Annotated in this window: 15 protein-coding genes; 12 read left to right on the top strand and 3 right to left on the bottom strand. The window is 47.0% G+C overall.

The window, feature by feature from the left end:
- The first annotated feature begins 36 nt into the window (after window positions 1–36).
- From addB to ACFO4L_RS04270, 4 genes are read left to right on the top strand one after another with little or no spacing between them, the layout of a single operon-like run.
- Window positions 37–3,480, top strand: coding sequence for a helicase-exonuclease AddAB subunit AddB (gene addB, locus ACFO4L_RS04285; RefSeq protein ID WP_377908437.1), 3,444 nt, complete (start codon window positions 37–39; stop codon window positions 3,478–3,480).
- Window positions 3,470–7,024 (top strand): helicase-exonuclease AddAB subunit AddA, encoded by a 3,555-nt coding sequence (addA, locus tag ACFO4L_RS04280; RefSeq protein ID WP_377908436.1) that lies wholly within the window; start codon window positions 3,470–3,472, stop codon window positions 7,022–7,024. Before addB ends, addA begins: the two co-directional genes overlap by 11 nt.
- Window positions 7,025–8,197 (top strand): exonuclease SbcCD subunit D, encoded by a 1,173-nt coding sequence (locus tag ACFO4L_RS04275; protein WP_377908435.1) that lies wholly within the window; start codon window positions 7,025–7,027, stop codon window positions 8,195–8,197.
- Window positions 8,172–11,378, top strand: a complete 3,207-nt coding sequence (locus tag ACFO4L_RS04270) for an AAA family ATPase (protein ID WP_377908434.1) — start codon at window positions 8,172–8,174, stop codon at window positions 11,376–11,378. The genes ACFO4L_RS04275 and ACFO4L_RS04270 overlap by 26 nt, the downstream gene beginning before the upstream one ends.
- A 632-nt stretch (window positions 11,379–12,010) precedes the next feature.
- Here ACFO4L_RS04270 and ACFO4L_RS04265 read toward each other — a convergent pair.
- Window positions 12,011–13,615 carry an ABC-F family ATP-binding cassette domain-containing protein gene (locus ACFO4L_RS04265; RefSeq protein ID WP_377908433.1) on the bottom strand — a complete coding sequence of 535 codons (1,605 nt, stop codon included), beginning with the start codon at window positions 13,613–13,615 and terminating at the stop codon, window positions 12,011–12,013.
- Between the two features lie 159 nt (window positions 13,616–13,774).
- On the opposite strand from ACFO4L_RS04265, the gene ACFO4L_RS04260 reads away from it, so the two are divergent.
- The 3 genes from ACFO4L_RS04260 to ACFO4L_RS04250 all read left to right on the top strand — a co-directional run bounded on the left by ACFO4L_RS04260 (window position 13,775) and on the right by ACFO4L_RS04250 (window position 15,756).
- Window positions 13,775–14,350, top strand: coding sequence for a hypothetical protein (locus ACFO4L_RS04260; RefSeq protein WP_377908432.1), 576 nt, complete (start codon window positions 13,775–13,777; stop codon window positions 14,348–14,350).
- 137 nt (window positions 14,351–14,487) lie between these two features.
- Window positions 14,488–15,372, top strand: a complete 885-nt coding sequence (locus ACFO4L_RS04255; protein ID WP_377908431.1) for a hypothetical protein — start codon at window positions 14,488–14,490, stop codon at window positions 15,370–15,372.
- 3 nt (window positions 15,373–15,375) lie between these two features.
- A complete protein-coding gene (locus ACFO4L_RS04250; protein ID WP_377908429.1) occupies window positions 15,376–15,756 on the top strand; it encodes a gamma-glutamylcyclotransferase family protein in 381 nt (126 codons plus the stop codon).
- A gap of 236 nt (window positions 15,757–15,992) precedes the next feature.
- Here the strand turns inward: ACFO4L_RS04250 and ACFO4L_RS04245 are convergent, their stop codons facing one another.
- Window positions 15,993–16,529, bottom strand: coding sequence for a hypothetical protein (locus ACFO4L_RS04245; protein WP_377908428.1), 537 nt, complete (start codon window positions 16,527–16,529; stop codon window positions 15,993–15,995).
- A 150-nt stretch (window positions 16,530–16,679) separates the two neighbouring features.
- On the opposite strand from ACFO4L_RS04245, the gene ACFO4L_RS04240 reads away from it, so the two are divergent.
- Together ACFO4L_RS04240 and menA are read left to right on the top strand one after the other, a co-directional pair.
- Window positions 16,680–17,747, top strand: coding sequence for a C45 family autoproteolytic acyltransferase/hydolase (locus ACFO4L_RS04240; RefSeq protein WP_377908427.1), 1,068 nt, complete (start codon window positions 16,680–16,682; stop codon window positions 17,745–17,747).
- Between the two features lie 4 nt (window positions 17,748–17,751).
- Window positions 17,752–19,281 carry a 1,4-dihydroxy-2-naphthoate octaprenyltransferase gene (gene menA / locus ACFO4L_RS04235; protein WP_377908426.1) on the top strand — a complete coding sequence of 510 codons (1,530 nt, stop codon included), beginning with the start codon at window positions 17,752–17,754 and terminating at the stop codon, window positions 19,279–19,281.
- On the opposite strand, the gene ACFO4L_RS04230 is transcribed toward menA, so the two are convergent.
- Entirely contained in the window at window positions 19,271–20,104 is an 834-nt protein-coding gene (locus tag ACFO4L_RS04230) for an alpha/beta fold hydrolase (protein WP_377908425.1), read from the bottom strand. The genes menA and ACFO4L_RS04230 overlap by 11 nt on opposite strands.
- 97 nt (window positions 20,105–20,201) lie before the next feature.
- Here ACFO4L_RS04230 and ACFO4L_RS04225 point away from each other — a divergent pair, with 97 nt between their 5' ends.
- From ACFO4L_RS04225 to msrA, 3 genes are all read left to right on the top strand, one after another.
- Window positions 20,202–20,624 carry an organic hydroperoxide resistance protein gene (locus tag ACFO4L_RS04225; protein ID WP_377908424.1) on the top strand — a complete coding sequence of 141 codons (423 nt, stop codon included), beginning with the start codon at window positions 20,202–20,204 and terminating at the stop codon, window positions 20,622–20,624.
- A gap of 187 nt (window positions 20,625–20,811) precedes the next feature.
- Window positions 20,812–21,951, top strand: coding sequence for a peptide-methionine (R)-S-oxide reductase MsrB (gene msrB, locus ACFO4L_RS04220; protein WP_377908423.1), 1,140 nt, complete (start codon window positions 20,812–20,814; stop codon window positions 21,949–21,951).
- 16 nt (window positions 21,952–21,967) lie between these two features.
- Window positions 21,968–22,495, top strand: a complete 528-nt coding sequence (msrA, locus tag ACFO4L_RS04215; RefSeq protein WP_377908421.1) for a peptide-methionine (S)-S-oxide reductase MsrA — start codon at window positions 21,968–21,970, stop codon at window positions 22,493–22,495.
- Window positions 22,496–22,640: the final 145 nt, after the last annotated feature.

Raw genomic sequence — 22,640 nt, 5'->3', positions numbered from 1 at the left:
AACGTATGCTTGTATAAGGCAGAGGGAGGTCGCCAAATGGCACTTACAGTTATAGGCGGAAGAGCAGGTACCGGCAAGACAGAAAATATGCTGCAGCGATTGATCAGTCACGTGAAGCAGGATCCTGCAGGCCCGCCGATTATACTGCTTGTTCCTGAACAGATGACGTTTCAAATGGAGCGTGAATTGCTTCAGCGTGCAGGAGGGGCCTTGACGCGAGTCCGTGTATTCAGTTTCACAAGGCTTGCCTATCACATTTTGGAGCTCGAAGGCGGCATGATCCATCCTCAGCTGAGTAAAGCAGGAATTCACGGATTGCTCAAATCAAATGCAGCTGAATCAGGAGATCAACTGAAGCTGTTCCGGACCTCCTATGAGGCTTCCGGATTTATTGATCAGGTAGAAGAGATGATGACGGAGTGCAGACGCTATTCGGTAACGTGCTCCAGTCTTGAAAGCTTATTTCACGAGCTTCAACAAAAGACAAATAGATCAGCACTGGAAGAAAAACTCGTGGCTAAGCTGCATGATTTTACATTGATTCAGCGTAAAACAGAAGAACAGCTGGAAGGCCGATTTATTGAGTCAGAAGATTTGCTGAGGCTGGCAGCTGAAAAACTTCAGTCAGGGCGAACAGCAGAAAATTGGCTTGTTTTTGCTGACGGCTTTCATGAACTGACGCCAATCGAATTAGAGCTGCTCGTACCAATCATCGCTCAGACAGACGTTTGGAGCGCTGTCGTTGCTGATGAAAATAGCTGGGAAGAACCGGATCCACTTCATTTGTTTTTCAGATCACATCAGCTCGTACATAAATTAAAAGCAGCTGCTGAAGAGGAAGGGGTTCCGTTTTCAATCGAATTTGCTTCCGGGGGGAGACGTTCAGAAAAGCCGGCACTTCAGCATCTTGAAACATCTGTCTTTCGCTACCCTCCGCAAACAGCGGAAGAAGGCGAAGGAGTAGAAATCTGGGAAGCGGTCAGCCGCCGAGCAGAATGTGAAGCAACCGCGCGTGAAATAGCACGGCTTGTCAAAGAGGGAAAACGGTACAGGGATATTGCGCTGATCACGAGAGATCTTGAGCTGTATGGTCCCGTTTTAGAAACAGCTTTTCAGCAGGAGCGTATTCCTTACTTTCTTGATCGAAAGCGGCCTGCTAAGGAACACCCGCTTTCCGAGCTGATCAAATCTGCGTTGGAAACAATTGAATTTAACTGGCCTTATGAAAGTTTTTTTCGAATGGTTAAAACCGAATTGTTTTTCCAAAAGGACGTGACACGTTCAGAAATCGATCAGTTTGAGAACTACCTTCTGGCAAGAGGCATCAAGAGCTGGCGTTGGCGAGAAGCTGTTAGCTGGGATGACGCTGTTGAATCGGCTGGGGAAGGTTCTGAGCGTACGATGGAAGATATCCGGCAGATAGCCTTGCATCAGATGACCGCTTTTGAAAAAAGTATGAAGCAAGCTGTGTATCTTTCGGATTATGTGGAAGCAGTCTATCAGTTGCTCACTGCATTGGGTGTGCCGGACAGACTCGCTTCATGGCATCGGTTACGAACAGATGAAGGCAAGCCGGAGCAGGCAGAGGAACATCAACAGATTTGGCGTGAAATTGTCAGGCTGCTGGACGATTTACACGCTGTCGGCGATGGACGGAAAACAGAGCTGCACGTCTTTAGAGAAACGATGGAAACCGCTCTTGATGCATTAACCTATTCGATCATTCCTCCAGCGTTTGATCAGGTGCTGATCGGAGATGCAGAGATATCCAGAGTTCAGCAAGTCGATGCGTTATTTTTGATTGGCATAAATGAGAATGTTTTCCCGAAAAAGCTTGAAGAGCATTCCTTTTTTCAGGAAGAAGAGCGTGAACTGCTGGAACAATCTGGAGTAGAGCTGGCTCCAGGCGTTAATGCACAGCTTCTGCATGAGAATTTTCTGTTTTACCGTGCTATTTCCCAGCCGGCTGAGAAATTATACTGTGCATATGCGATTGCAGACGATGCCGGTAAAAAGCTTCAGCCGTCGTTGTTCATCGAACAGCTGAAAGAAAGACTCCCAGCTGCTCCTCGCTATGTAAAGGGCACAGTCCCTGAGGATGAGAGCGGACCGGCAGCAACTTTCATTACGACACCGGAACGAACCGCGGGATTGCTTGCGCTTCAGCTGCAGCGTTATAAAGAGGGATACTCACTTGATCCGGTCTGGTGGTCAGCCTATAACTGGCTCGCTCGGAATCAGAATGATACACGCTTTGCGATGCTTCTCGGGAGTCTGCACCATGAAAATAAACCTGTCAGCCTCTCTCAAGGAGCAGCTGCCGCTCTTTACGGAAAGAAACTAAAGGCGAGCGTTTCCAGGTTTGAACAGTTTAATGCTTGTCCATTTTCACAGTATGCACGGTACGGGTTAAAGCTGCGTGAACGTGCGCGCTATAAACTTGAGGCACCGGATATCGGGATGCTGTTTCATGATGCACTGAAAGAAGTATCCGAACAGCTCCAACAGCGCTCCACAGATCCCGAAAGCCTCCGTCAAGAAGAAATTATCCATCAGGCAGAGCAGACAGTAGAAAAGCTGGCACCGGCCATTCAGAGAGACATATTACGCAGTTCGGACAGATATGCCTACATTCTTCATAAGTTAAAAGCAGTTGTGGCACGAGCAGCGGTCATGCTGAACGAACAGTCGAAACGATCTCATTTTATTCCGGCAGGCTGGGAAGTCGGCTTCGGTTCAGGCAAAGAACTGCCGCCGTTGATGATTACACTCGATTCCGGAGCGCTTGTGGAAATATCCGGAAGAATTGACCGCGTTGATCGAGCGGATATGGATACGGGCACTTATCTGCGTGTCATTGATTATAAATCCAGTGATAAAGATATTAAGCTGGAGGATGTCTATTACGGGCTGGCCCTGCAAATGCTCGTCTATCTTGACGTGGTGACGAGCTTTGCAGTCAACTGGCTGCACGTGGAAGCGGATCCGGCAGGAGTTCTGTACTTCCACGTTCACAATCCGATGCTGAGAAGCGATCAGAAAATGACGCTTGAGCAGATCGAAAAAGAACTGTTAAAGGCGTTCAAAATGAAAGGGCTTCTGTCTGCTGAAGAAGGAGCGGTGGATGCTCATGATCACACCTTGAAAGAAGGGGCATCTGATATAGCACCTTTGTATGTTAAAAAAGACGGCTCTCAAGGGGCAAGGTCAAAAACGATTGCCGCTGAGCATTTCAATCTGCTTCGCGACTATATCAGGGGAAGCATGAAGCGCTATGCTGAAAAGATTATGGGTGGCGATACATCACTGAAGCCTTACCGAAAAAAGCAGGAGGTACCGTGTACGTATTGTGCCTACCGTTCCTTCTGCCAATTTGATCAATCGCTTCCCGGTAACAGCTACAGAGTCCTTCCAGAAAAAAAGCAGGACGATATTATCGAGCTGATGAAGCAGGAAGGAGACAACAGCCATGACAGCTAAAAAATGGACTGTTTCCCAGCAGCAGGCAATTGAGCAGCGGGAAGGCCCGATTCTTGTAGCCGCCGCGGCCGGCAGTGGGAAGACAGCCGTTCTCGTCGAACGTATTATTCAGCGGCTTGTAAGCGGAGAGCTTGAAATCAGTGAAATTCTCGTTGTGACCTTTACGAATGCAGCAGCTGCTGAAATGCGCCAACGGATCAGCAAAGGACTGGAACATGAGTTAAAGAAGCGGCCGAATTCACCTCTTTTACGAAGACAGCTGAGCCTGCTCTCCAGGGCAAGTATTTCTACACTTCATGCCTTTTGTAAAAGCGTACTGCAAACCTACTACTATGAAGCTGGAGTCGATCCGAGGTTCCGGCTTTTAGATCAAACAGAAGCCCAGCTGACGGAAGATGAGGTAATAGAAGAATTGTTTGAAGATGCATACCGGGACGATGACCGATTTTACAGCCTCGTTGACTATTTCACCGGTGACAAAGATGATGATGCGTTAAAACGGCTGATCTTGGATTTATATCATTTCTCTCGTGCTAATCCGTATCCAGAGAAGTGGCTCGCGAATATGGTTGACGTCTATCGGTCTGCCTCAGACGAGCCGGAGTGGCTTCATGACGCTCAGCAATTTGTAAAAGACCGGTTTCAGTCGCTCAGCGCATTATATGAGCGGATGCTTGTTCTTTGCCGGGAGGAAGACGGCCCGCAGGCTTATCTGCCAGTATTGGAAGAAGAGGCCGGGACCATAGACCGGATCCTTGCAGCAACAGACAGAGAAAGTATGAGGCTTCTTGCAAGTCCATCATTTAAGCGGCTGCCTGCGGTGAAAAAAGCGGATAAAGAGCTTCTTGATGCTGACAAACAACATGTTGTAAAATCCGGCCGCGATACAGTTAAGGACGAATGGAAGAAGCTTTATGAACAGTTTTTGAAAGAGGAAACAGAATTCGTACTTGATGACATGGCCGCTGCAGCACCACTTCTTGAGCTGCTGGCTGAGTATACAACCAGCTTTGCGGAGCGCTACGAAGCGAGGAAGCGATCGGTTAATGTGCTGGATTTTCATGATTTGGAGCACTACTGTCTGAAACTGTTCGGAGAAGAAACAGATGCTGTGCGGTCTTACCAAAGACGATTCAAGGAAGTCCTCGTTGATGAGTATCAGGATACAAATTTCGTTCAGGAAGAATTGCTGCTGCGAATTACCAGCGCAGACTCGATGTTTATGGTCGGTGACGTCAAGCAGTCCATCTATCGCTTTCGACTTGCGGAACCCGGCTTGTTTTTAAGTAAGTTTCACCGTTACGAAAAAGATGGCGCGGGGACCCGTATTGACCTTGCCGCCAATTTCCGAAGCAGGCATGAAATTCTGGGTGCGGTTAATGATCTGTTTCGAAAATTAATGAGTGAGCGTCTCGGAGAACTTGATTATGACGAACGCTCTTTTTTAAGGCAGGGGGCAGAGAATGAGCCGAGTCTGGAGAGGATGGAGCCTGAGCTCGTCATATGCAGCCGTGAAGGCGATGGGGATGAAGAGGACGCAGAAGCTGCACGATTAGAAGCAAGAGCTGCAGCGGTGAGAATACGCCGTATGATCGACAGCGGCTTTATGGTTATTGATAAAGAATTAGGTGTTCAGCGCCCGGTACGATACAGCGATATAGCTGTGCTGATGCGATCGATGCCCTGGGCCGAAACCTACGTTGAAGAATTCAGTCTTTATAACGTTCCGCTCTATGCAGATCTGTCTACCGGCTATTTTGATGCGGTGGAAATTCGCGTGATGCTGAGCTTGCTGCAAATTATTGACAATCCCTACCAGGATATACCGCTGGCGTCGGTTTTACGTTCTCCAATAGGCGGATTGGATGAAGAGGCGCTGGCTCATATCCGGGCCTGTCATCCGGAGGGGTCGTTCTTTACTGCTTTAAGAATGTACGCAGGAAACAATCCGGATAGCCGGGCAGCCAGCTTTTTATCTGAACTGGAGATCTGGCGCAGCGATGCGGTAGAAAAAAGCCTTGCCTCGTTTATTTGGCAGCTGTACAGTGACACCGGCTACTTAGAATATTGCGGAGGTCTGCCCGGTGGAAGGCAGCGCCGGGCTAATCTCACAGCTCTTTATGACAGAGCCGTTCAGTATGAAACGACCTCCTTTCGGGGATTGTTCCGCTTTTTGCGCTTTATCGAACGCATGAAAGAAAGAGGAGAAGATTTAGGCAAGGCGGGAGCAGCAGGTGAATCAGAGGATGTTGTTCGTTTGATGACGGTGCATAAAAGCAAAGGACTTGAATTTCCAGTCGTTATGCTGGCCGGATTAAATAAAGGATTTAATTTCCAGGATTTAAATCAATCGTATCTAAAACATAAAGAAATGGGACTGGCTGTCAGACTTGTTGACCCGGACAAGAGGACATCGTATCCAACTCTTTTTTATTACGTTATGCGTGAAAAACTCAGACGGGAGCAGCTGGCAGAAGAAATGCGTGTTCTCTACGTCGCCATGACCAGAGCAGAGCAAAAGCTTATTTGCACATTAAGTGTGAAAGATACAGCAAAAGCAGTAGAAGCTTGGAAGATGAGTGTGGAAGGCAGCAGGGTAGCGGAGGCTTCCTTGCTTAAAAGCGGCTCACCAGCTGACTGGCTCGTCCCTGTTTTAATGACGTACCGCGCTAATTTAACGCAGTTCGCTCCGGAAGCGCCGCTCCATGAAGCAGAGTCCGGTACTCGCTGGATTATTTCTTCAGAGAGCGTTCAGACCCTGCCTGCGCCTGAGACAGAGAATGGAGACGAGGAACGAAAAAAGCTTCTTCAACACGTTCAGAAGCTGGAACCGTTTGCAGCACCCGAAAAAGAAATTCAGCATTCATTGGAATGGCGGTATGAGCATGCTGCAGCAGTTCGCACACCGGTGAAGCATTCCGTTACGGAGTTGAAGCGGATGCAGGAGCCGGATCCATATGCGAAACTCATTACGACAAACAAACAGGAACTTGCGGAGAAACCTTCATTTGCTTCAGCTGAACAACAATCCGGTGCGGATATCGGTACGGCTGTGCACACCGTCATGCAGTTTATTCACTATGCTGATTTCGACAGGGATGGTATCCTGCAGGAGTTGGAAAGGCTCGTACAGGAGGAGAAGCTGACTAAAGCAGAAGCTGATGCAGTACCGCCCGAGTGGATTGAACGTTTTTTCAAAAGTGACACTGGTCTGGCGCTTAGAAAAGCCCGCTACGTCTATCGGGAGCTCCCGTTTAATATTCGTATTCCGGCATCCGGCTTTTACCCTAATTGGACGGGACCGGATGAGAATTTGTTTATCCAGGGGATTATAGACTGCGTTTACCAAAACGAAAATGGGGATTGGGTTATTCTGGACTATAAGACCGACCGCGCTCAGGATGCAGAAAGCTTAAGGGCTCGGTATCATTTTCAATTAAAGATGTACCAACAGGCACTGGAAGAAGCGTGGGGACAAAAGAACACGGAAGCCGTGATTATCGCCATGCGTACTGGAGAACGTATACGTTTGGAGGAAAAATAAATGCGTATCCTGCATACAGCAGATTGGCATATCGGCCGTACCATTGAGGGGCGGGATCGAATAAACGAACACGAAGCGATGATGGAGGAATTGCAGCGGATTTGCAGAGATGAGACGATCGATGCGGTCGTTATGGCAGGAGATGTATTCGATTCCGTTAACCCGCCTGCAAGAGGTGAAATGCTTTATTACGATGGCATGGAAGCACTAAGTGATGGAGGCCGCAGACCGGTCATCGTCGCAGCAGGAAATCACGACAGCCCGGAACGGCTGGAGGCAACAAGTTCTATCATGAAAAGGCTGAATGTGCACACACGTGCATTTCCGGGTATCGAACCTGTGAGTGTTCAGACAGAGCGCGGACTACTGCAGGCAGTGGTAATGCCGTATCCGTCGGAAGCGAGATTAAAGCGCAGACTTTCAGACGAACTTAACGAATTTGATTTGCGGGAGCAATACGACCAGGCTGTCAGCGGACTTTATCAAACTCAGCTCCGGCAGCTTGACCCCCGCGCTCCAATTATCGGAGTTTCCCATTTATTCGCAGCGGGAGGAGCGGAAACGGATTCCGAGCGTCCGATTCAGCTCGGCGGAGCTTATACGGTTAGAGGCGCGAGCCTGCCTGCCGTTGATTATCACGCATTAGGACATTTGCACCGCAGTCAAGCTGTCAAAACAGCTCCTGCTCCTTCGTGTTATTCCGGATCTCCGATGGGATTTAGTTTCTCAGAACGTGCGGATATTAAATCCGTGTCTATCGTGACGCTTGGAGAAGAGGATTCTCCCAAAGTCAAAACCGTCCCGCTTTCCTGCGGGAAACCACTCGTGAGATGGAAGGCGGAAGCTGGCGCGCAGCAGGTGCTGCAATGGATGGATGAAAAGCGAGATGCTGGTTCCTGGCTGGAAATTGAAGTGCATACAGATCAGCCGCTGTCAGCTGAAACCGTTCATCACATGAAAAAAGCGTATAATGGCCTCCTATCTATCATTCCTATTTTTCCGGATAGAGACCGGGACGTGGAAATCAGGCGTCGGGAGCGTCCAATAGAGGATCTATTTACAGAATTTTATAAGAAACAGCTGGATGGTGCGGAACCGTCTGCTGAACTTAAAGAGTTGTTTTTGCGAATGGTGGAGGTGGAGGACCATGAGGCCGCTCAAACTGACGATTAAAGGGTTACACAGCTTTCGTTCCGAACAACACGTTGATTTTGAAGCACTCGCAGGCAGCGGAGTATTTGGAATATTTGGCCCGACCGGCAGCGGGAAATCCAGTATTCTCGATGCTTTAACTCTTGCTTTATATGCAAAGGTAGAGCGCGCGCAGAAGTTTGATGGCATCATGAATCAGCATGAAAAAGAGATTTATGTCCGATTGGATTTCATGCTTGGAAGCGATACGTACGCAGTTGAACGAAATTTTAAAAAAGATAAGGAAGGCGCTGTTAGACAGACATCCGCCCGTTTTATGTGCAACTCTCTTGTAGAAGCAGAAAAAGCGAAAGACGTGAACGAGGCGGTTGGAAAACTTCTTGGGCTCTCCTCGGAAGATTTCACAAGAGCAGTCGTTCTTCCACAGGGAAAATTCGCAGAGTTTTTATCCTTAAAAGGGCAAGACCGCAGAAAAATGCTGCAGCGGTTGTTTCAGCTTGAAAAATATGGGGACGAATTAAATAGAAAAGTATCTGCTTCCAGAAAACAAATTGATGCATCATTAAATCAGCTGGAAAGTGAGAGGGACGGACTTGGTGCCGCCGATGAACGTGCAGTTGAAGAAGCTGCAAGCGCTCTTCATGAAGCCGAAGGTGAGAAAAATCTGCTTACGAGCCTGCATCAGCGTGCAGAGGAGCTCGCTGGTAAACTGGCTGACCAATGGAACAAACAGCATAAGCTGGATAAAGCAAAACAAGAGCTTCATCAGCTTCAGCTAAAAGAAAATGAGATGCAGGAGATGAAAGCCTGGATTGAGCGGGCCCGGCTTGCAGCGCATTTAAAGCCCTTCGCTGATGAATGGACAGAAGCCAATCATGCCCAACAAAATATTGTAAAATTATTCAAACAAGCTGAGGCCGGTTTACAAGCAGCGGAAAGAAAACGAACGGAGCTGCTTGCGCACGCTACGTATACGAAAAAAGAGCTTGAGCAGCAAAAAAGCGAAAAAGAGGCAGCTATTTTAAAGCTTGAAGCTCTTCAGGAAACGGACCGTGAAAAATCAGAATTGGAAAACCAGCTTCGAAAGATACACGATGAGCTCGACATCAGTCTTAAACGCGAGCAGGAAGAGGGGAACGAGCTTCAAGCTGCGGATACAAAATTTCAACAGGCTGAAGAGCTGCAGAACCAGTTGGAACGAGATGTACGTGCGTACGATGAACAGCTCAAGCCATTAGGTGACGTGAGGACTGCCTTTGAAGAGGCAGAGTCGGTGAGACAGGCGGAGAGCAAGGCTAAAGAAAAAGCGCAAGCGCTGGAAGAATCCGAAAAGAGGCGCTTTATGGCATCAAAAGCTGCAACGGATCAGGAATCAAGACAGCTTGAAGTGGAAAACCAGCTAAAAACAACCGGCAGACAGCTGATCGCCGCTTACAATCAAGTTTCTGAAATCGTTCATCACATTCATACACATTTTGTGAGCAGTCAGGAGAGCCAATGGATTGAAACACATCGAGAGCGCGTGGAACGAGGAAGCCCGTGTCCCATTTGCGGGCACTCGTCTCTTGCATCCTCAAACAACGTGTCTTCACGAGAAAAAGAAGATTTCCCTATGCAAAAGCTGTTAAAAATCCGATCGGATATGGAAGTAAGAATCGAAAATTCCCCCGTTTTACTGCCTGAGGTAGTGCAGCAAGAGGAAGAACCCGTTCTTGATCACATAGAAGAAAAAGTACAGGCCTGGCATCGATTAATTTCCATCTGGCAGCAGAAGGTAAAGGATCAGCAAAACGCGTCCCAAGCATATCGCGATTTGAGCCAGCGTCTTCAGACTGAAGACCAATCCTTGAAAGAAGCTCAAGCAGCACATTTGTCAGCTCGCAATGAAATGCAAATGAAGCGGGAGAAATGGCAGCAGACCTATCATGCACACAGCTTGGATACTATCGCTCAGGCGTATCAGACGCTTGCGGAATTAAAAGAGAAGCGGGACAATACGGCAGAACGGATACGGAAGAGCTACGATATTATTTCCGCTCTGCAAACTAAGAAATGGCAGGCTTCTGAAAAGAAAACTGCATCATCGACCAAGATCCATCAGCTGCGGGATAAAGAAAAAGATATTCATGAGCGCGTAGCTGTCTGTGAAGCACGGATAAAGTCTGTGGCCGGCAATGAACTACTTCAAACTAAATTGCTGAAGGAGAAACAAGCGTTGTCGACATGCTGCAAAAGCCTGTCAGACCTGGAAGAAAAAATCACTGCAGCTGCTGAAGAATTGGATGAAAAAAAACTGGCGTTCCACAGCGTATCAGAGCGTAAAACAGCGGCTGATGCAAGAATCAGCAGAGCTGAACAAGCGTGGCACAGCCACGCAGGAGAGAGGCTGCCTGATGATGTATTGTCTGCTTATGCAGAGCCGTCAGCAGTAGAACATCAGTTCGAGGCTGTGCAGCAGTATGAAGAAAAGATGAAGTTGATGGGAGACCGGGTCAATAGCCTGAAACGTGAAATTGGCAGCCCGGTTACAAAAGATGCCTGGATGCTTGCTGAGGACAGAAAAACAGCGCTAAGATCGGATCTGCGTGATGCAGAACATGCTGAAGGAAGAGCGCATCAGCTTTATGAAGACAGAGCAAAGCGGTTTGAGCGGTTTGCAGAAGTTGTAAAGGAAGAAAAGCGCCTTCGGCATGAGGCAGAGCTCCATCAGCAGCTGGAGCAGGTGCTCAGGGGCAAGCAATTTGTTGAATTCCTGGCGGAAGAACATCTTTATCACGTCTGCCGTGAAGCCACGGATGTTCTGAAAAAGCTGACGAGGAGCAGGTACGCAATTGAAGTGGATCAAAGCGGCGGCTTTTTGATCAGAGATGACAGCAGCGGTGGTATTCGACGCCCGGTATCCAGTTTATCAGGAGGAGAAACGTTTTTGACGTCCTTAGCGCTTGCGCTTGCGCTCTCAAAATCCATTCAGCTGAGAGGGCGCTACCCGCTGGAATTCTTTTTCCTTGATGAAGGATTTGGCACACTGGACAGCGGCCTTTTAGAGACTGTTATGGAAGCTTTGGAAAAACTGGAGCTTGAAGCGGGGTCGGTAGGTGTTATCTCACACGTACCGGAGCTGCAGGAACGCCTTCAAAAAAGGCTGCGTGTAATCCCGGCTGTACCTGGCGAAACCGGAACGCGCCTTGTAATAGACAATTAACGGCAGACTGGCTGACTGTGAAGGATGAAAAGCAACTGACGGCAGCGATATCTCCATAGAGAAAAAGACAAACGATTTAGCAGAAAACAAAAATGCCGGCTCCCGAATGGGAGCCGGCTACAGGCTGTTGATAAAGTCAATTTATTTACATGTTTATTCGATTGATTGACTTTCCCCTCTGTTTACCGGCGGAAGTTTGCCGTGGGCTTGCCTTCAGCTATTTCTCAGGATAAACCTCTGAGAAAGGATCTTCAGGCTGCGCTAATTCCACAGGCGTCCCCGCCGGACACAAAGGGAAAATGAATTTGTTTGATGGAGAAAAACGTTTCATCCCGATTCGACATCGAAGCGCTGCCTAACGAAAGGTTCCCTCTAGATGGAACAAGCTCGTGTGAATCATCACCAGGGTTTTAACCGGACAGCCAGCTGCTAAATCGGAGGAAACTCGACTCCGAGAGGATCAGAACGAGGCGAAGATCCAGCGCTTCTGACGAAAGGAAGAAGCGGTTAGCTGAGGCCGTTCCCTCCGGAAAGCGAGTGTCCGCAGATGCAGGCAAATGCAAAGTCATTCACCTGAAATGACTTTATCAACACTCTGAAGCCGGCTCCCGAATGGGAGCCGGCTAAACTTGTTAGACGGTTTTTGCTTTCAGTCGTTCTTCCACGTACTCTTCATAGGTGATTTCTTTGTCGTAAACGCCGTCATCTTTTAATTCAATGATGCGGTTAGCAAGGGATTGGTTAAACTGAAAGTCGTGGCTTGCAAATATCATAGACCCTTTGAAGTCGACAAGACCGTTGTTTAACGCTGTAATGGATTCTAAATCCAAATGGTTTGTCGGCTCGTCAAGCACTAGCACGTTTGCTCCGGAAAGCATCATTTTTGAGAGCATGCAGCGAACTTTCTCGCCACCAGAAAGGACAGCCGGACTTTTCTTCGCTTCTTCACCGGAAAAAAGCATGCGTCCCAGAAAACCACGTACAAACTGCTCGGACTGATCATCTGGGGAATACTGGCGGAGCCAGTCGATTAAATCAGATTCCTTACCGGTAAAATAGCTGGTATTGTCTTTTGGGAAATAAGACTGACTGGTTGTAATCCCCCATTTGTACGTGCCTTCATCAGGCTCGATTTCACCAGTTAAAATTTGCATTAATACCGTTTTAGCTTGTTCATTCGGCCCTGCCAGAGCTACCTTATCACCAGGATTCAGCGTGAACGATACGTTTTTGAAATACGTCACACCATCAATCGTTTTAGAAAGGTTCTCCACCGTAAGAAGATCATTGCCGATTTCACGCTCCGGTTTAAAGGCAATATAGGGATATTTGCGGGAGGACGGGCGGATGTCTTCCAATTCAATTTTATCCAAAAGTTTCTTCCGGGAAGTGGCCTGCTTCGATTTAGAGGCATTTGCGCTGAATCGGGCAACAAAATTTTTCAGATCATTAATTTTTTCTTCTTTCTTTTTATTCCGCTCCTGAGCCATTTTAAGAGCGAGCTGACTGGATTCATACCAGAAATCATAGTTTCCGACGTAAATTTGTATCTTACCAAAATCAAGGTCTGCAATATGCGTGCAGACATTGTTCAGGAAATAGCGGTCGTGGGAAACGACAATGACTGTGTTCTCGAAGTTAATCAAAAATTCTTCAAGCCACTGGACAGCCTCCACATCGAGGCCGTTCGTCGGCTCATCAAGTAGAAGAACTTCCGGGCTGCCGAAGAGAGCCTGAGCAAGAAGGACCTTTACTTTATCGCCTTCACTTAAAGCATTCATTGTTACATAGTGCTTATCTTCTGAAATGCCTAATCCTTGAAGCAAAACGGCTGCATCAGACTCAGCCTCATAGCCGTTCATTTCTGCGAATTCACCTTCTAGTTCAGCTGCGCGCATGCCGTCTTCATCGGAGAAGTCGGGCTTCATGTAAATTTCATCTTTCTCTTTACGAACGTTATAAAGCTGTTCATAGCCCATCATAACGACTTCGAGAACCTGTTCCTCTTCATAAGCATAGTGATCCTGCTTTAACACAGCAAGCCGGGCATCTTTTGCCATGGAAACGTGACCGGACTGTGAGTCTATTTCACCGGACAGCACCTTCAAAAACGTTGATTTACCTGCACCGTTAGCACCGATCAGGCCGTAGCAGTTTCCTGCAGTAAATTTGATGTTTACATCTTCGAACAATTTTTTATCTCCAAATCGGAGACTGATATCTTGAGCTTGAAGCATATTAGTTTCATCCTCTTTCCTTAGACATACTGATGAGGATTATACCATTTACGAGAGTAAATTACGACAGTGATTTATACATGGTTTTAAAATGACATTTTTCGGCTATAGTTTTAAAGTGGGTATTCTAAGGAGAAATGAGTGAACAAGATGAAGAGCATGAGTTATATACAGAGAGATCAGCTGCTCTTTTTAACTGAACAAATGGTCCATGCAGATTTAAACAGTTCGTGGCACGAATTTGCTATGCTGTGTGATCCTGGAACAACTGCCTCAGCATACGGTGATCTGCTTCAAAAAGAGCGAAGCTTTCAAATTTATTACCGTCATAAATTGACATACGAAGGAAGCTTAATATGGAAGGCTTCTGAAAGCCTTGAGAAGCCTGAAGATACGTATTTGCAGGTTCGTTACAATAAAATTCGCCGAGGCAGCACAGAAAATTCACTTGTAAATGATTATGTGTTCAGCATTCGTCTGGCAGATTGGCTGTCAGAACGGGGAACATCGCTTTCGTTCGGAAGCCTATACGATCCTGACGAACTGAACGATTACAATAAAAAGCGCATTGATGTTATTCTGCAAAAATGGGGATTTTCAAAAGAACTTGTTATTCCCTTTGAAGCTCCAGATGCAGGACTAATTGAACAGCTGATCCAACGAGTTATTTCAACCTCTATCCTCGTAGAAGCTTGCCGAAAACAAGCCTCTGCTAATGTCTCTGTAACCGGGTAACCAATCAAGCGTCCGAATCGTATCATGAACAGCCTGCGTCAGGTTAAAAGCCTGTTGCAGGCTGTTTTCAACGTTGATCCGCAGTTGCCCGATGTTCTAATAAACAGGTAAACTAATAGAGAAGGCAGGTGAAGAACATGCAAAGCTTAAATGAGAAAATAATGGACGTGCTTGAAAAAAGAAGGGTGTATGATAAGTGGCTGAAACATACGCTGCTCCTTTATGAGAAAAATCATTACGTACAGCTGCGTCAGCAGGCAGTTGAGCCGCGGCAAGAAACGTCATTTAGTCTATATGAAGCTGGATCAACAGCAGATGAGCACGCTGAAGGGGAGCAATTATACAGCCGGTACACGGATGCTCATATAAAAGAACTCCAAAAAGAGCTAATGGCTGAATATACGATGTACAAGGAGCATCTAAAGCAGGTGGAAACCGTTGAAGCAGAGGAAGAACAGCTTGCTGTCATGAAGGAATCGCTGATTGAAGACAAGGAGTCATTCTGGTCTGACAAGCTCTATGAAGCTGCTGCATCAGAGGTAAGAACGATGGGTGCCATACAAAATTTACGTGAAGCGGTTGATGCAGGGGAGCAGGCTTATTATTCCCTTGAAGAAGTGATGAAAGCATTTGACAAACAGGCGGATTGGACCCCTGCGGCGGATTATCTGGAAGGAGCCGTTCCTATCTTTTTAAAAGGTATTCATGTAGGAAATGTACTGAGAGCCCTTCACAGGGCAGACCGGCATTTGAGACAGTTCCGGGATGAGATCGAGAGTTTGCCGGATTACGGTTCAGATGTAGATCCGAGTGTCTTTCATGATCAAAATGAAGATGTTTTTGAAATAGTTCTCCGTATGTGGCTGTTGGAAAAGGATCCATCGAACGCATCGCTGCTTCCAGCTGAACTGCAGGATCTCGTCTCAACCTCCGTCAATCGTCTGAAAACAGATCTGCGGCAAAAAGAACAGGAGAAGCAGACTCTCTCTGAAAAACGTATCCAGCTCTTAAAGGAAGCTTGAGTCATGAAATTGTTTGTGTATGGAACGCTGATGACCGGAGAAGGAAACCATTTCTTTTTACGACGTGCCAAGCTGCTTAATCGTCAAGCAAGAGTAAATGGAAGCCTGTACGATACTGGACTAGGCTATCCAGCGCTTGTTAGAGGAGCGGGAGAAGTATGGGGCGAGCTGTATGCGATTACCTCATCACAGCTTCCCGCTATCGATGAGCTGGAAGGCTATCAGGATGGCCGCACATGGAATCTGTACTCCCGGGAGACAGTTGACGCTTTTACTGAAAACGGAACGGAGAGAGCGCTTGTTTACTATTACAATAAACCGGTAAAGGCAGAAAAAAGGATTGCGTCCGGGAGCTGGAAAACCCACCGTATATCCGGCAGCTGACAAAGCTTTAGTATGCTGGAAGTGCCGCTGTATTCCTGTTGAATAAACATCATCTGGGCGAAAGTGAACGCCTTCTGAAGCAAGATGATCCAAAATATCCTGCTCAGAGCACCATCAATACCGAAAAGCTTCCGGCAGTCGCTGGAAGCTTTTCTCGTTTATGAACAGGGAGCCTGCATCAGTTGGTTACCGATTAATTGTCATGAGCGATACTGAAGAGATTTTTTGGAACTTGATTATACGGAGTTATTGAAATTATTGGCCGCGGGCCATTTGATTTGTCCTTCCCGTCCCGAGGAATCGAGCATAACAGAAAAAGAATGCTTCGTATAAAAATGAACTAAGCGATCTTGATGGTCATAATCCCGCTCTTTCAACTGTCCCCGGATCTCAGGAATGTTTTTTTCTTCGGCTTTTTTCTTTAAGTGTTTCATGATGATGGATCCAAATCCGGAATCAGCCTCTCCACGTATGTCGTCAATATAAAGAGCGTCCTGCTCATAAGTTCCATGCAGGGAAAAATCCCAATGGCCCCGGTGCGGAAACCGGCAGTCGTCAGCCATGATTCGAAACGTTTTCCCGTCGTCGTATTCATAAACGATTGTCATCACACTGTGCTTCGTCTGTTCGACACCGCGGATATCGAACCGTTTTGCGATTGTTTCAAGGTTTTGCTGCAGGCGTAAAAACTGCGTTTGAAGTTCATCATACGCGTGCGCCAATTCCAATTCGGGCAATTCGGTAGTTGGCTGCTGCTCAAATGCAGATTGCATATGCGGCACCTCCTGCGTAAAAATAGTACGTGTTCAGCCTCACACTCAAATATTGCATTCTACTAAAGGTGCGCAGAGTTTTCAAGTCAAAATCTTTTTCTTTTTCACACGTTGATTTTATAATGAACGGTGAAGAAAGCAGGTGACGTGATGAAAATCAGCATAGAAGCACTTGAAGGCAGGGGCGATGCCTACCAGTTTGGATTAAAACAGGCAGAGCGGTTAAAACAAACCGTTCTTTATCATAAGCACGTGCGCAGACGAAAAAAATCAATTCGACGGTATACAACGGATTTTCTTGCGACGAAAGCTTGGATACAGGAAATCTCGCCAGACCTTTGGGCTGAGCTTGAAGGCTTGTCGGAAGGACTTGGATGGAGGTTCGAGGATATTGTTCACGAATACGCCGGCTACCAGCAGTCGTGGATCAAAAGCGGCTGCAGTGCTTTAATGGGAGAGGGGATTTATGGGCGTAATTATGACTACCATCCGAAAACGTATGATGGACGCTTCGTCATGTATCAGCCGCTGTCCGGATATGCATCCGTCGGGTTTGCCCAGCGTATCATTGGCAGAATGGATGGTATGAACGAAAAAGGTCTCGCGATCGGTTATCATTTTGTAAATAGAATCTCTCCTGAAGACGGATTTATTTGCTGTTCTATTGCAAGGCTGGTTTTAGACTCCTGCTCCTCTGTTCCTGAAGCAGTCAAGCTGCTTCAGGAAATTCCGCACAGGCATTCATTTAATTATTCGCTGGCCGATTCGGATGGTCGTACGGCTGTTGTAGAGGCATCTGCGAAGGGTGCTGTTGAACTAAATCACAATGGCGGTGCCTGCACCAATCATTTCCGGGCAGAGGAAAAGCAGCGCGAAAATCGTCATATGACAATGGAATCGGAGCAGAGGCTGAGAAGACTGTTCGAATTAAAAAAAACAGCAGCTGCGCAAGCCGGCACGTTTGAGCTGTTGAACAGCACGAAGCATAAAATAGCAAAGAAAGAATACGGAAACTGGTCCGGTACGATTCATACGGCGGTCTATGATACGACTAATCTTCAAGTAACAATAGGCATTGGCACAGACGCTGTTCCCGTTGTAATCTCATTTTCCGACTGGCTGAAAGGCAGCCGTTTTATTGTAAAAAAGCTTAGAGGACAAATAGAATTTGAGGATGGCATGGAGCATCTGGGGATACAAGTCCCCGAAAGGAGTTAATCTCATGGCACAGCGCAGCGCTGAAGATATATTGAACTATCTTGATAAAGCTGAAGTCGCCTCTGTCGGCACCTCCAATATGGGCAAACCTCGGCAGCGAATGATGCACTTTGCTTCAGACGAGCGATTTCATATTTACCTGTCGAGTATGAAAGGTGATCCCAAGGTTATCCAGTGGAGTAACATTTCGGAAACGGCGATGCTGATTCATCAGGGCAGCACCTTTATGGAAATGGAAGAATGTGAAATAATCGGTCGCGCAGAGATCGTCCGCTCAAATGAGGAACGCGAACGAGCGGTTCACCTGCTCCAGCATCGTTCTCCGATTGTAGGAAGCTTTGTCGAGCAGGATGCTGTTGACAGGCTTGAATTTATTAAAATTGTCCCTTCTGTAGTGAAATACCGATTTGTTCCTGAAATTTTGCAGGGAGAAAAACCGACCGTGCTGGATGTTGGACAAGCGTCAGAAGCAGGCAGTGACATGCAGGATTTAATATCCAGAGCCTCAGTTTGGAAGGAGGCGCTCCGACCTCTATCACTGACAGCCTCGCTGGTGCCGGTCTTAGTAGGTGCTGCTGCGGCCTTCGGTCTTGCCGGGCTATTCAGCTGGACTTTATTCTTGTTAACGTTATTTGCAGCACTCGCGGTACAGGCTGGAACGAACATGATCAATGACTATTTGGATGCAGAAAGAGACGCTGAAAACACCGGCTCCCTTCGTCCATTTACAGGCGGATCCCGAATGATTCAACTAGGCCTTATTCAAAAACAGGACATGGGCTTTTTCGGGGTTTTACTTACTGCGGCAGCTGCAGTCGTAGGAATTGGTTTGGCTGCTGTTTCTGGACCGCTTCTGCTTCTGCTGATCGCTTACGGGCTGACAGCCGGCTTTTTCTATACTGGCAGGGAGGGACGATTTTCCTTCATTAACGCCTCTCCCGGCCTGGCCGAGTTCTTTATTGCGACAACGTACGGTGCGGCTATGACGGCCGGTACCTTTTATATTCAAACCGGGTATTTCTCGGCGGAAATATGGTTGTTATCGATTCCGATCGCGGCACTTGTTACTAATGTGCTCCTCATTAACCAGTTCCCTGATGCTGAGAGTGACAGCCGTACCGATAAGCGCACACTTGTCGTTCGGATTGGACGCCGTCAGGCAAAAAACGTAGTCTTTGGATTATTCGGCTTAGCTGTCGTATCCGTTCTTTTACTTCCACTTGTGACAGCTGTTCCGTTTAGCTTTTATCTCGTTCTGCTGGCTGTGCCGTTTTTATTTCAGGCTGTCAGGTATATTCGTGCACATTATGACAGCAGTGCGACTGATTTGGTGCCGGGCAACGCTCATACAGCTATATTTCACTTAATGACAGGACTTTTGGCTGCAATTACGCTGATTATGCCGAACATTGGAACACTGATATCCCTGGCACTTTTCGCAGCTGCAGCCGGATTTGTTTTCTGGGTATGGCGTTATATTGAGAGACAGCGAAAAGTGATGGCAGATTTTAAAAAGGCTTTCTCTACAGCTTAAATGAGCCAGCGTGCTGAAAGACCTCAGTCACATATGAGCTTGTCAACAATGAGTTATGATTTTCAGCCGGAGCCGTCCTGATCAGGACTCCGGCTTCTTTTTGTAAATACAGCTTTAACTCCTTAGCTGCGATAATCTCATCGTCACTTCCGATCAGCACGCTAATTTTCTCCCATGGCAGCTGCTTTAAAGCGGCAGGTTTCTCAATGAAGCGCCCCATCATGTATTCATACGTGATGGATTTTTTGATGACTTCAGAATAAGGGTTAAACGGCTCCAGTCTGGAGGGAATATCAATAACAGGCATACGCCGCAGCAGGTTTAGCCCCGTTCGATCTAAGATACCTGCGGCAGCCGCACGCTTCATATATAAGCGGTACATTCCGTCATCTGATTCATCATTTCCATTTTGATAAACGGGAAGCGTAGGATGAAGGAAAGGAGCCAACAGCACAAGGTGAATCACAGAGGCGGGCCAGCCGTGCTGTTCGATTAATCGTAAAATGGTTCCGCATCCCATGCTATGCCCGGCAAGTATCAGTCGTTTTCCTTTTGTATAACGCATTACCTCAGCTAAATCTTCAATCAGCCGGTTGCGGTTTGGAGTGTGGATGAGGCTGTCTTTGCCTTCATATCCCCTCAACACAGGAAAAAAATGAGCGGCATTCCAACCTGCTCTTCCAAGTTCGAGCGCTCCGGCCTGCATCGTATCTAAATCTGACGTGATGCCGTGGACCCAAATCACTTGTATGTCAGGATTACGTTCGATTGTATAAAGTGTCAAATCGTTTTTGTCAGTAGTTTTAATAATATACCTGTTCACTGTTTTCGCTCCTCGTACTGAAATAGATGTTTACATTTCGATGGAAACGTGAATATAAAGAAGTGTTTCTACTATACCTCAGGAGGGATTTACGATTATGGCAGATAAAATGTTTTCCACAAAAGCAACCGCTCAGGGAGGAAGAGAAGGACATGTAACCTCTGACAACAAAGTAGTAGACGTTGATTTAAAAATGCCGGATAACAACGGCATTCCAGAAGATGCATCCAATCCGGAGCAGCTTTTTGCAGCCGGCTACAGCGCCTGCTATGATGGCGCCCTCAATTTAATGGCTTCAAAAGCGCAGAAGGACATTACGTCTGAGACGACTGCCGAAGTAAGCCTGCTGAAAGACCCGGAGGATAACGGATTTAAGCTCGGCGTAACACTTCATGTTCATGTGAGCGGAGTGTCTCAGGAAGAGGCAGAAGAACTGGCACACCGAGCTCATGATTTCTGTCCTTACTCCAAAGCTACCAGAGGCAATATTGAAGTCGAGTTACAAGTTACTTCCCGCTAGCAGAAGCTTGAAACCTTTTTTATAAGCAGTAGCTGCAGCCGTCCATTACATTGGGCGGCTTTTTCTGCTTCATTCCTTTTGTTTTTCTGAAAGCCGAAAACAAAAAGAAGCAGGTAATGTAAAAGCTTATTCATGCCTTACAGCGATGAATGCTATATAATCAAGTTACGGGAAAAGAGGTGACATCATGAAAAAATGGCTTACAGGCGGATTTTTACTTCTGGTTGCTGTACTTGGCTTTATTTTTATTCCTATTATGTATGATTATTTCATGAATCGGTCTTACGGAAGCGAAGCAGTGGAAGCAGATGTGGAAGGACCATGGGAGACAGCGGTGTTTGCGGGAGGGTGTTTCTGGTGTATGGAGCCGCCCTTTGAAAAGGTAGAGGGCGTAGACAAAGCTGTATCAGGGTATACGGGCGGTCCGGAAGAAAACCCTTCGTATGAGGACGTCGCTTCAGGAGAAACTGGACATGTGGAAGCAGTCCAGGTAACGTATGATCCTGAGCTTGTCAGCTATGAGGAGTTACTGGAGATTTACTGGAGACAGATTGATCCGACATATGATGAAGGGCAATTTGTAGACCGGGGCTACCAGTATTCGCCGCACATTTTTTATCAGAATGATGAAGAACGGGAAGCGGCTGAAGCTTCAAAAGAAGACCTGGAAGCAAGCGGCAGATTTAGTGATCCGATCGTCGTGGATATTCGGGAGCTGGATACATTTTATGTGGCAGAGGATTACCACCAGGACTTTTATAAAGAAAATCCTGTCCGCTATGAATTTTACAGGTCGAATTCAGGACGGGATGAGTTCATTGACGATCACTGGGGTGAAGAAGCAGAGTATGAAACAGCCGGATCATCGAACCTTCCGTTTTGGCGGCAATATGAGCCTGAAACAGAGGAAGAGCTGCGCGGAAGGCTGACAAACCTTCAATTCGAAGTAACTCAGGAGGATGCTACAGAGCCAGCCTATCACAATCCATACTGGGACAACACGGAAACAGGGATTTATGTTGACATCGTTTCCGGAGAACCGCTTTTTCGTTCAAAAGATCAATTCGATTCCGGCACTGGCTGGCCGAGCTTTACAAAGCCGATTGCAGAGGAGTTTATTGAAACGAAGGCAGACTGGTCCATGCTGATCAAACGGACGGAGGTACGGAGTGCCTATGCTGACTCTCATTTAGGGCATGTTTTTGAAGATGGTCCAGAGCCGGATGGACTTCGTTACTGTATGAACTCAGCGGCTATGAAATTTATTCCGGTTGAAGAGATGGAAGCTGAAGGGTATGGAGACTATATTGACATTGTGGAGCAATAACTAAAGGTGGGGTTGGATGTCTAAAAACGAATTTGCTACTTTTGCAGGAGGCTGTTTCTGGTGTATGGTACGGCCGTTTGATGAAGAGCCTGGTATTGTAAGTGTTGTATCTGGCTATACAGGAGGAGATACAGCAGATCCGTCTTATGAAGAGGTCAAGCAAGGTACGAGCGGACACAGAGAAGCAGTTCAAATTGAATTTGAACCGGCAGTTTTTTCCTATGAGAAGCTGTTGACCATTTACTGGCAGCAGGTGGATCCTACAGATGACGGCGGCCAGTTTTTTGACCGCGGCTCTCAATATCGTACGGCGATTTTCTATCATTCGGATGATCAAAAGGCCGAAGCTGAAGCATCGCGGGAGCAGCTTGAGAAGCATGGACCATTTCAAAAACCTATTGTAACGGAAATTCTGCCTGCTCAAGCATTTTATCCTGCTGAAGAAGAGCATCAGAAGTTTTACAAAAAAAATCCGGAAGCGTACCAGCAAGAACGGATCGACTCTGGACGTGAACGTTTTATTCAGGAAACCTGGAACAAATAACATAGGTACCCAAATGAAAGCACAGGCTTCTGCCTGTGCTTTCGCGTGAATAAAGTCAATTTAAATGAATAACGTTGCATCTTTCTTTATCTGCGGACACCCGCTTTCCGGATGGACGGGCTCAGCTTTCCCTCCTGCTGTCGGA

The sequence above is a fragment of the Bacillus daqingensis genome, from assembly GCF_042654445.1.
GTDB lineage: Bacteria > Bacillota > Bacilli > Bacillales > Salisediminibacteriaceae > Alkalicoccus > Alkalicoccus luteus.
Note: the sequence above shows the minus strand (reverse complement) of the source record. Positions and strands in the feature narration are given on the sequence as shown.

What these genes read in the sequence shown, in the direction of transcription:
- addB (WP_377908437.1), top strand. Translation starts at nt 37, where the DNA reads ATGGCACTTACAGTTATAGGCGGAAGAGCAGGTACCGGCAAGACAGAA.
- addA (WP_377908436.1), top strand. Translation starts at nt 3,470, where the DNA reads ATGACAGCTAAAAAATGGACTGTTTCCCAGCAGCAGGCAATTGAGCAG.
- ACFO4L_RS04275 (WP_377908435.1), top strand. Translation starts at nt 7,025, where the DNA reads ATGCGTATCCTGCATACAGCAGATTGGCATATCGGCCGTACCATTGAG.
- ACFO4L_RS04270 (WP_377908434.1), top strand. Translation starts at nt 8,172, where the DNA reads ATGAGGCCGCTCAAACTGACGATTAAAGGGTTACACAGCTTTCGTTCC.
- ACFO4L_RS04265 (WP_377908433.1), bottom strand. Translation starts at nt 13,615, where the DNA reads ATGCTTCAAGCTCAAGATATCAGTCTCCGATTTGGAGATAAAAAATTG.
- ACFO4L_RS04260 (WP_377908432.1), top strand. Translation starts at nt 13,775, where the DNA reads ATGAGTTATATACAGAGAGATCAGCTGCTCTTTTTAACTGAACAAATG.
- ACFO4L_RS04255 (WP_377908431.1), top strand. Translation starts at nt 14,488, where the DNA reads ATGCAAAGCTTAAATGAGAAAATAATGGACGTGCTTGAAAAAAGAAGG.
- ACFO4L_RS04250 (WP_377908429.1), top strand. Translation starts at nt 15,376, where the DNA reads ATGAAATTGTTTGTGTATGGAACGCTGATGACCGGAGAAGGAAACCAT.
- ACFO4L_RS04245 (WP_377908428.1), bottom strand. Translation starts at nt 16,529, where the DNA reads ATGCAATCTGCATTTGAGCAGCAGCCAACTACCGAATTGCCCGAATTG.
- ACFO4L_RS04240 (WP_377908427.1), top strand. Translation starts at nt 16,680, where the DNA reads ATGAAAATCAGCATAGAAGCACTTGAAGGCAGGGGCGATGCCTACCAG.
- menA (WP_377908426.1), top strand. Translation starts at nt 17,752, where the DNA reads ATGGCACAGCGCAGCGCTGAAGATATATTGAACTATCTTGATAAAGCT.
- ACFO4L_RS04225 (WP_377908424.1), top strand. Translation starts at nt 20,202, where the DNA reads ATGGCAGATAAAATGTTTTCCACAAAAGCAACCGCTCAGGGAGGAAGA.
- msrB (WP_377908423.1), top strand. Translation starts at nt 20,812, where the DNA reads ATGAAAAAATGGCTTACAGGCGGATTTTTACTTCTGGTTGCTGTACTT.
- msrA (WP_377908421.1), top strand. Translation starts at nt 21,968, where the DNA reads ATGTCTAAAAACGAATTTGCTACTTTTGCAGGAGGCTGTTTCTGGTGT.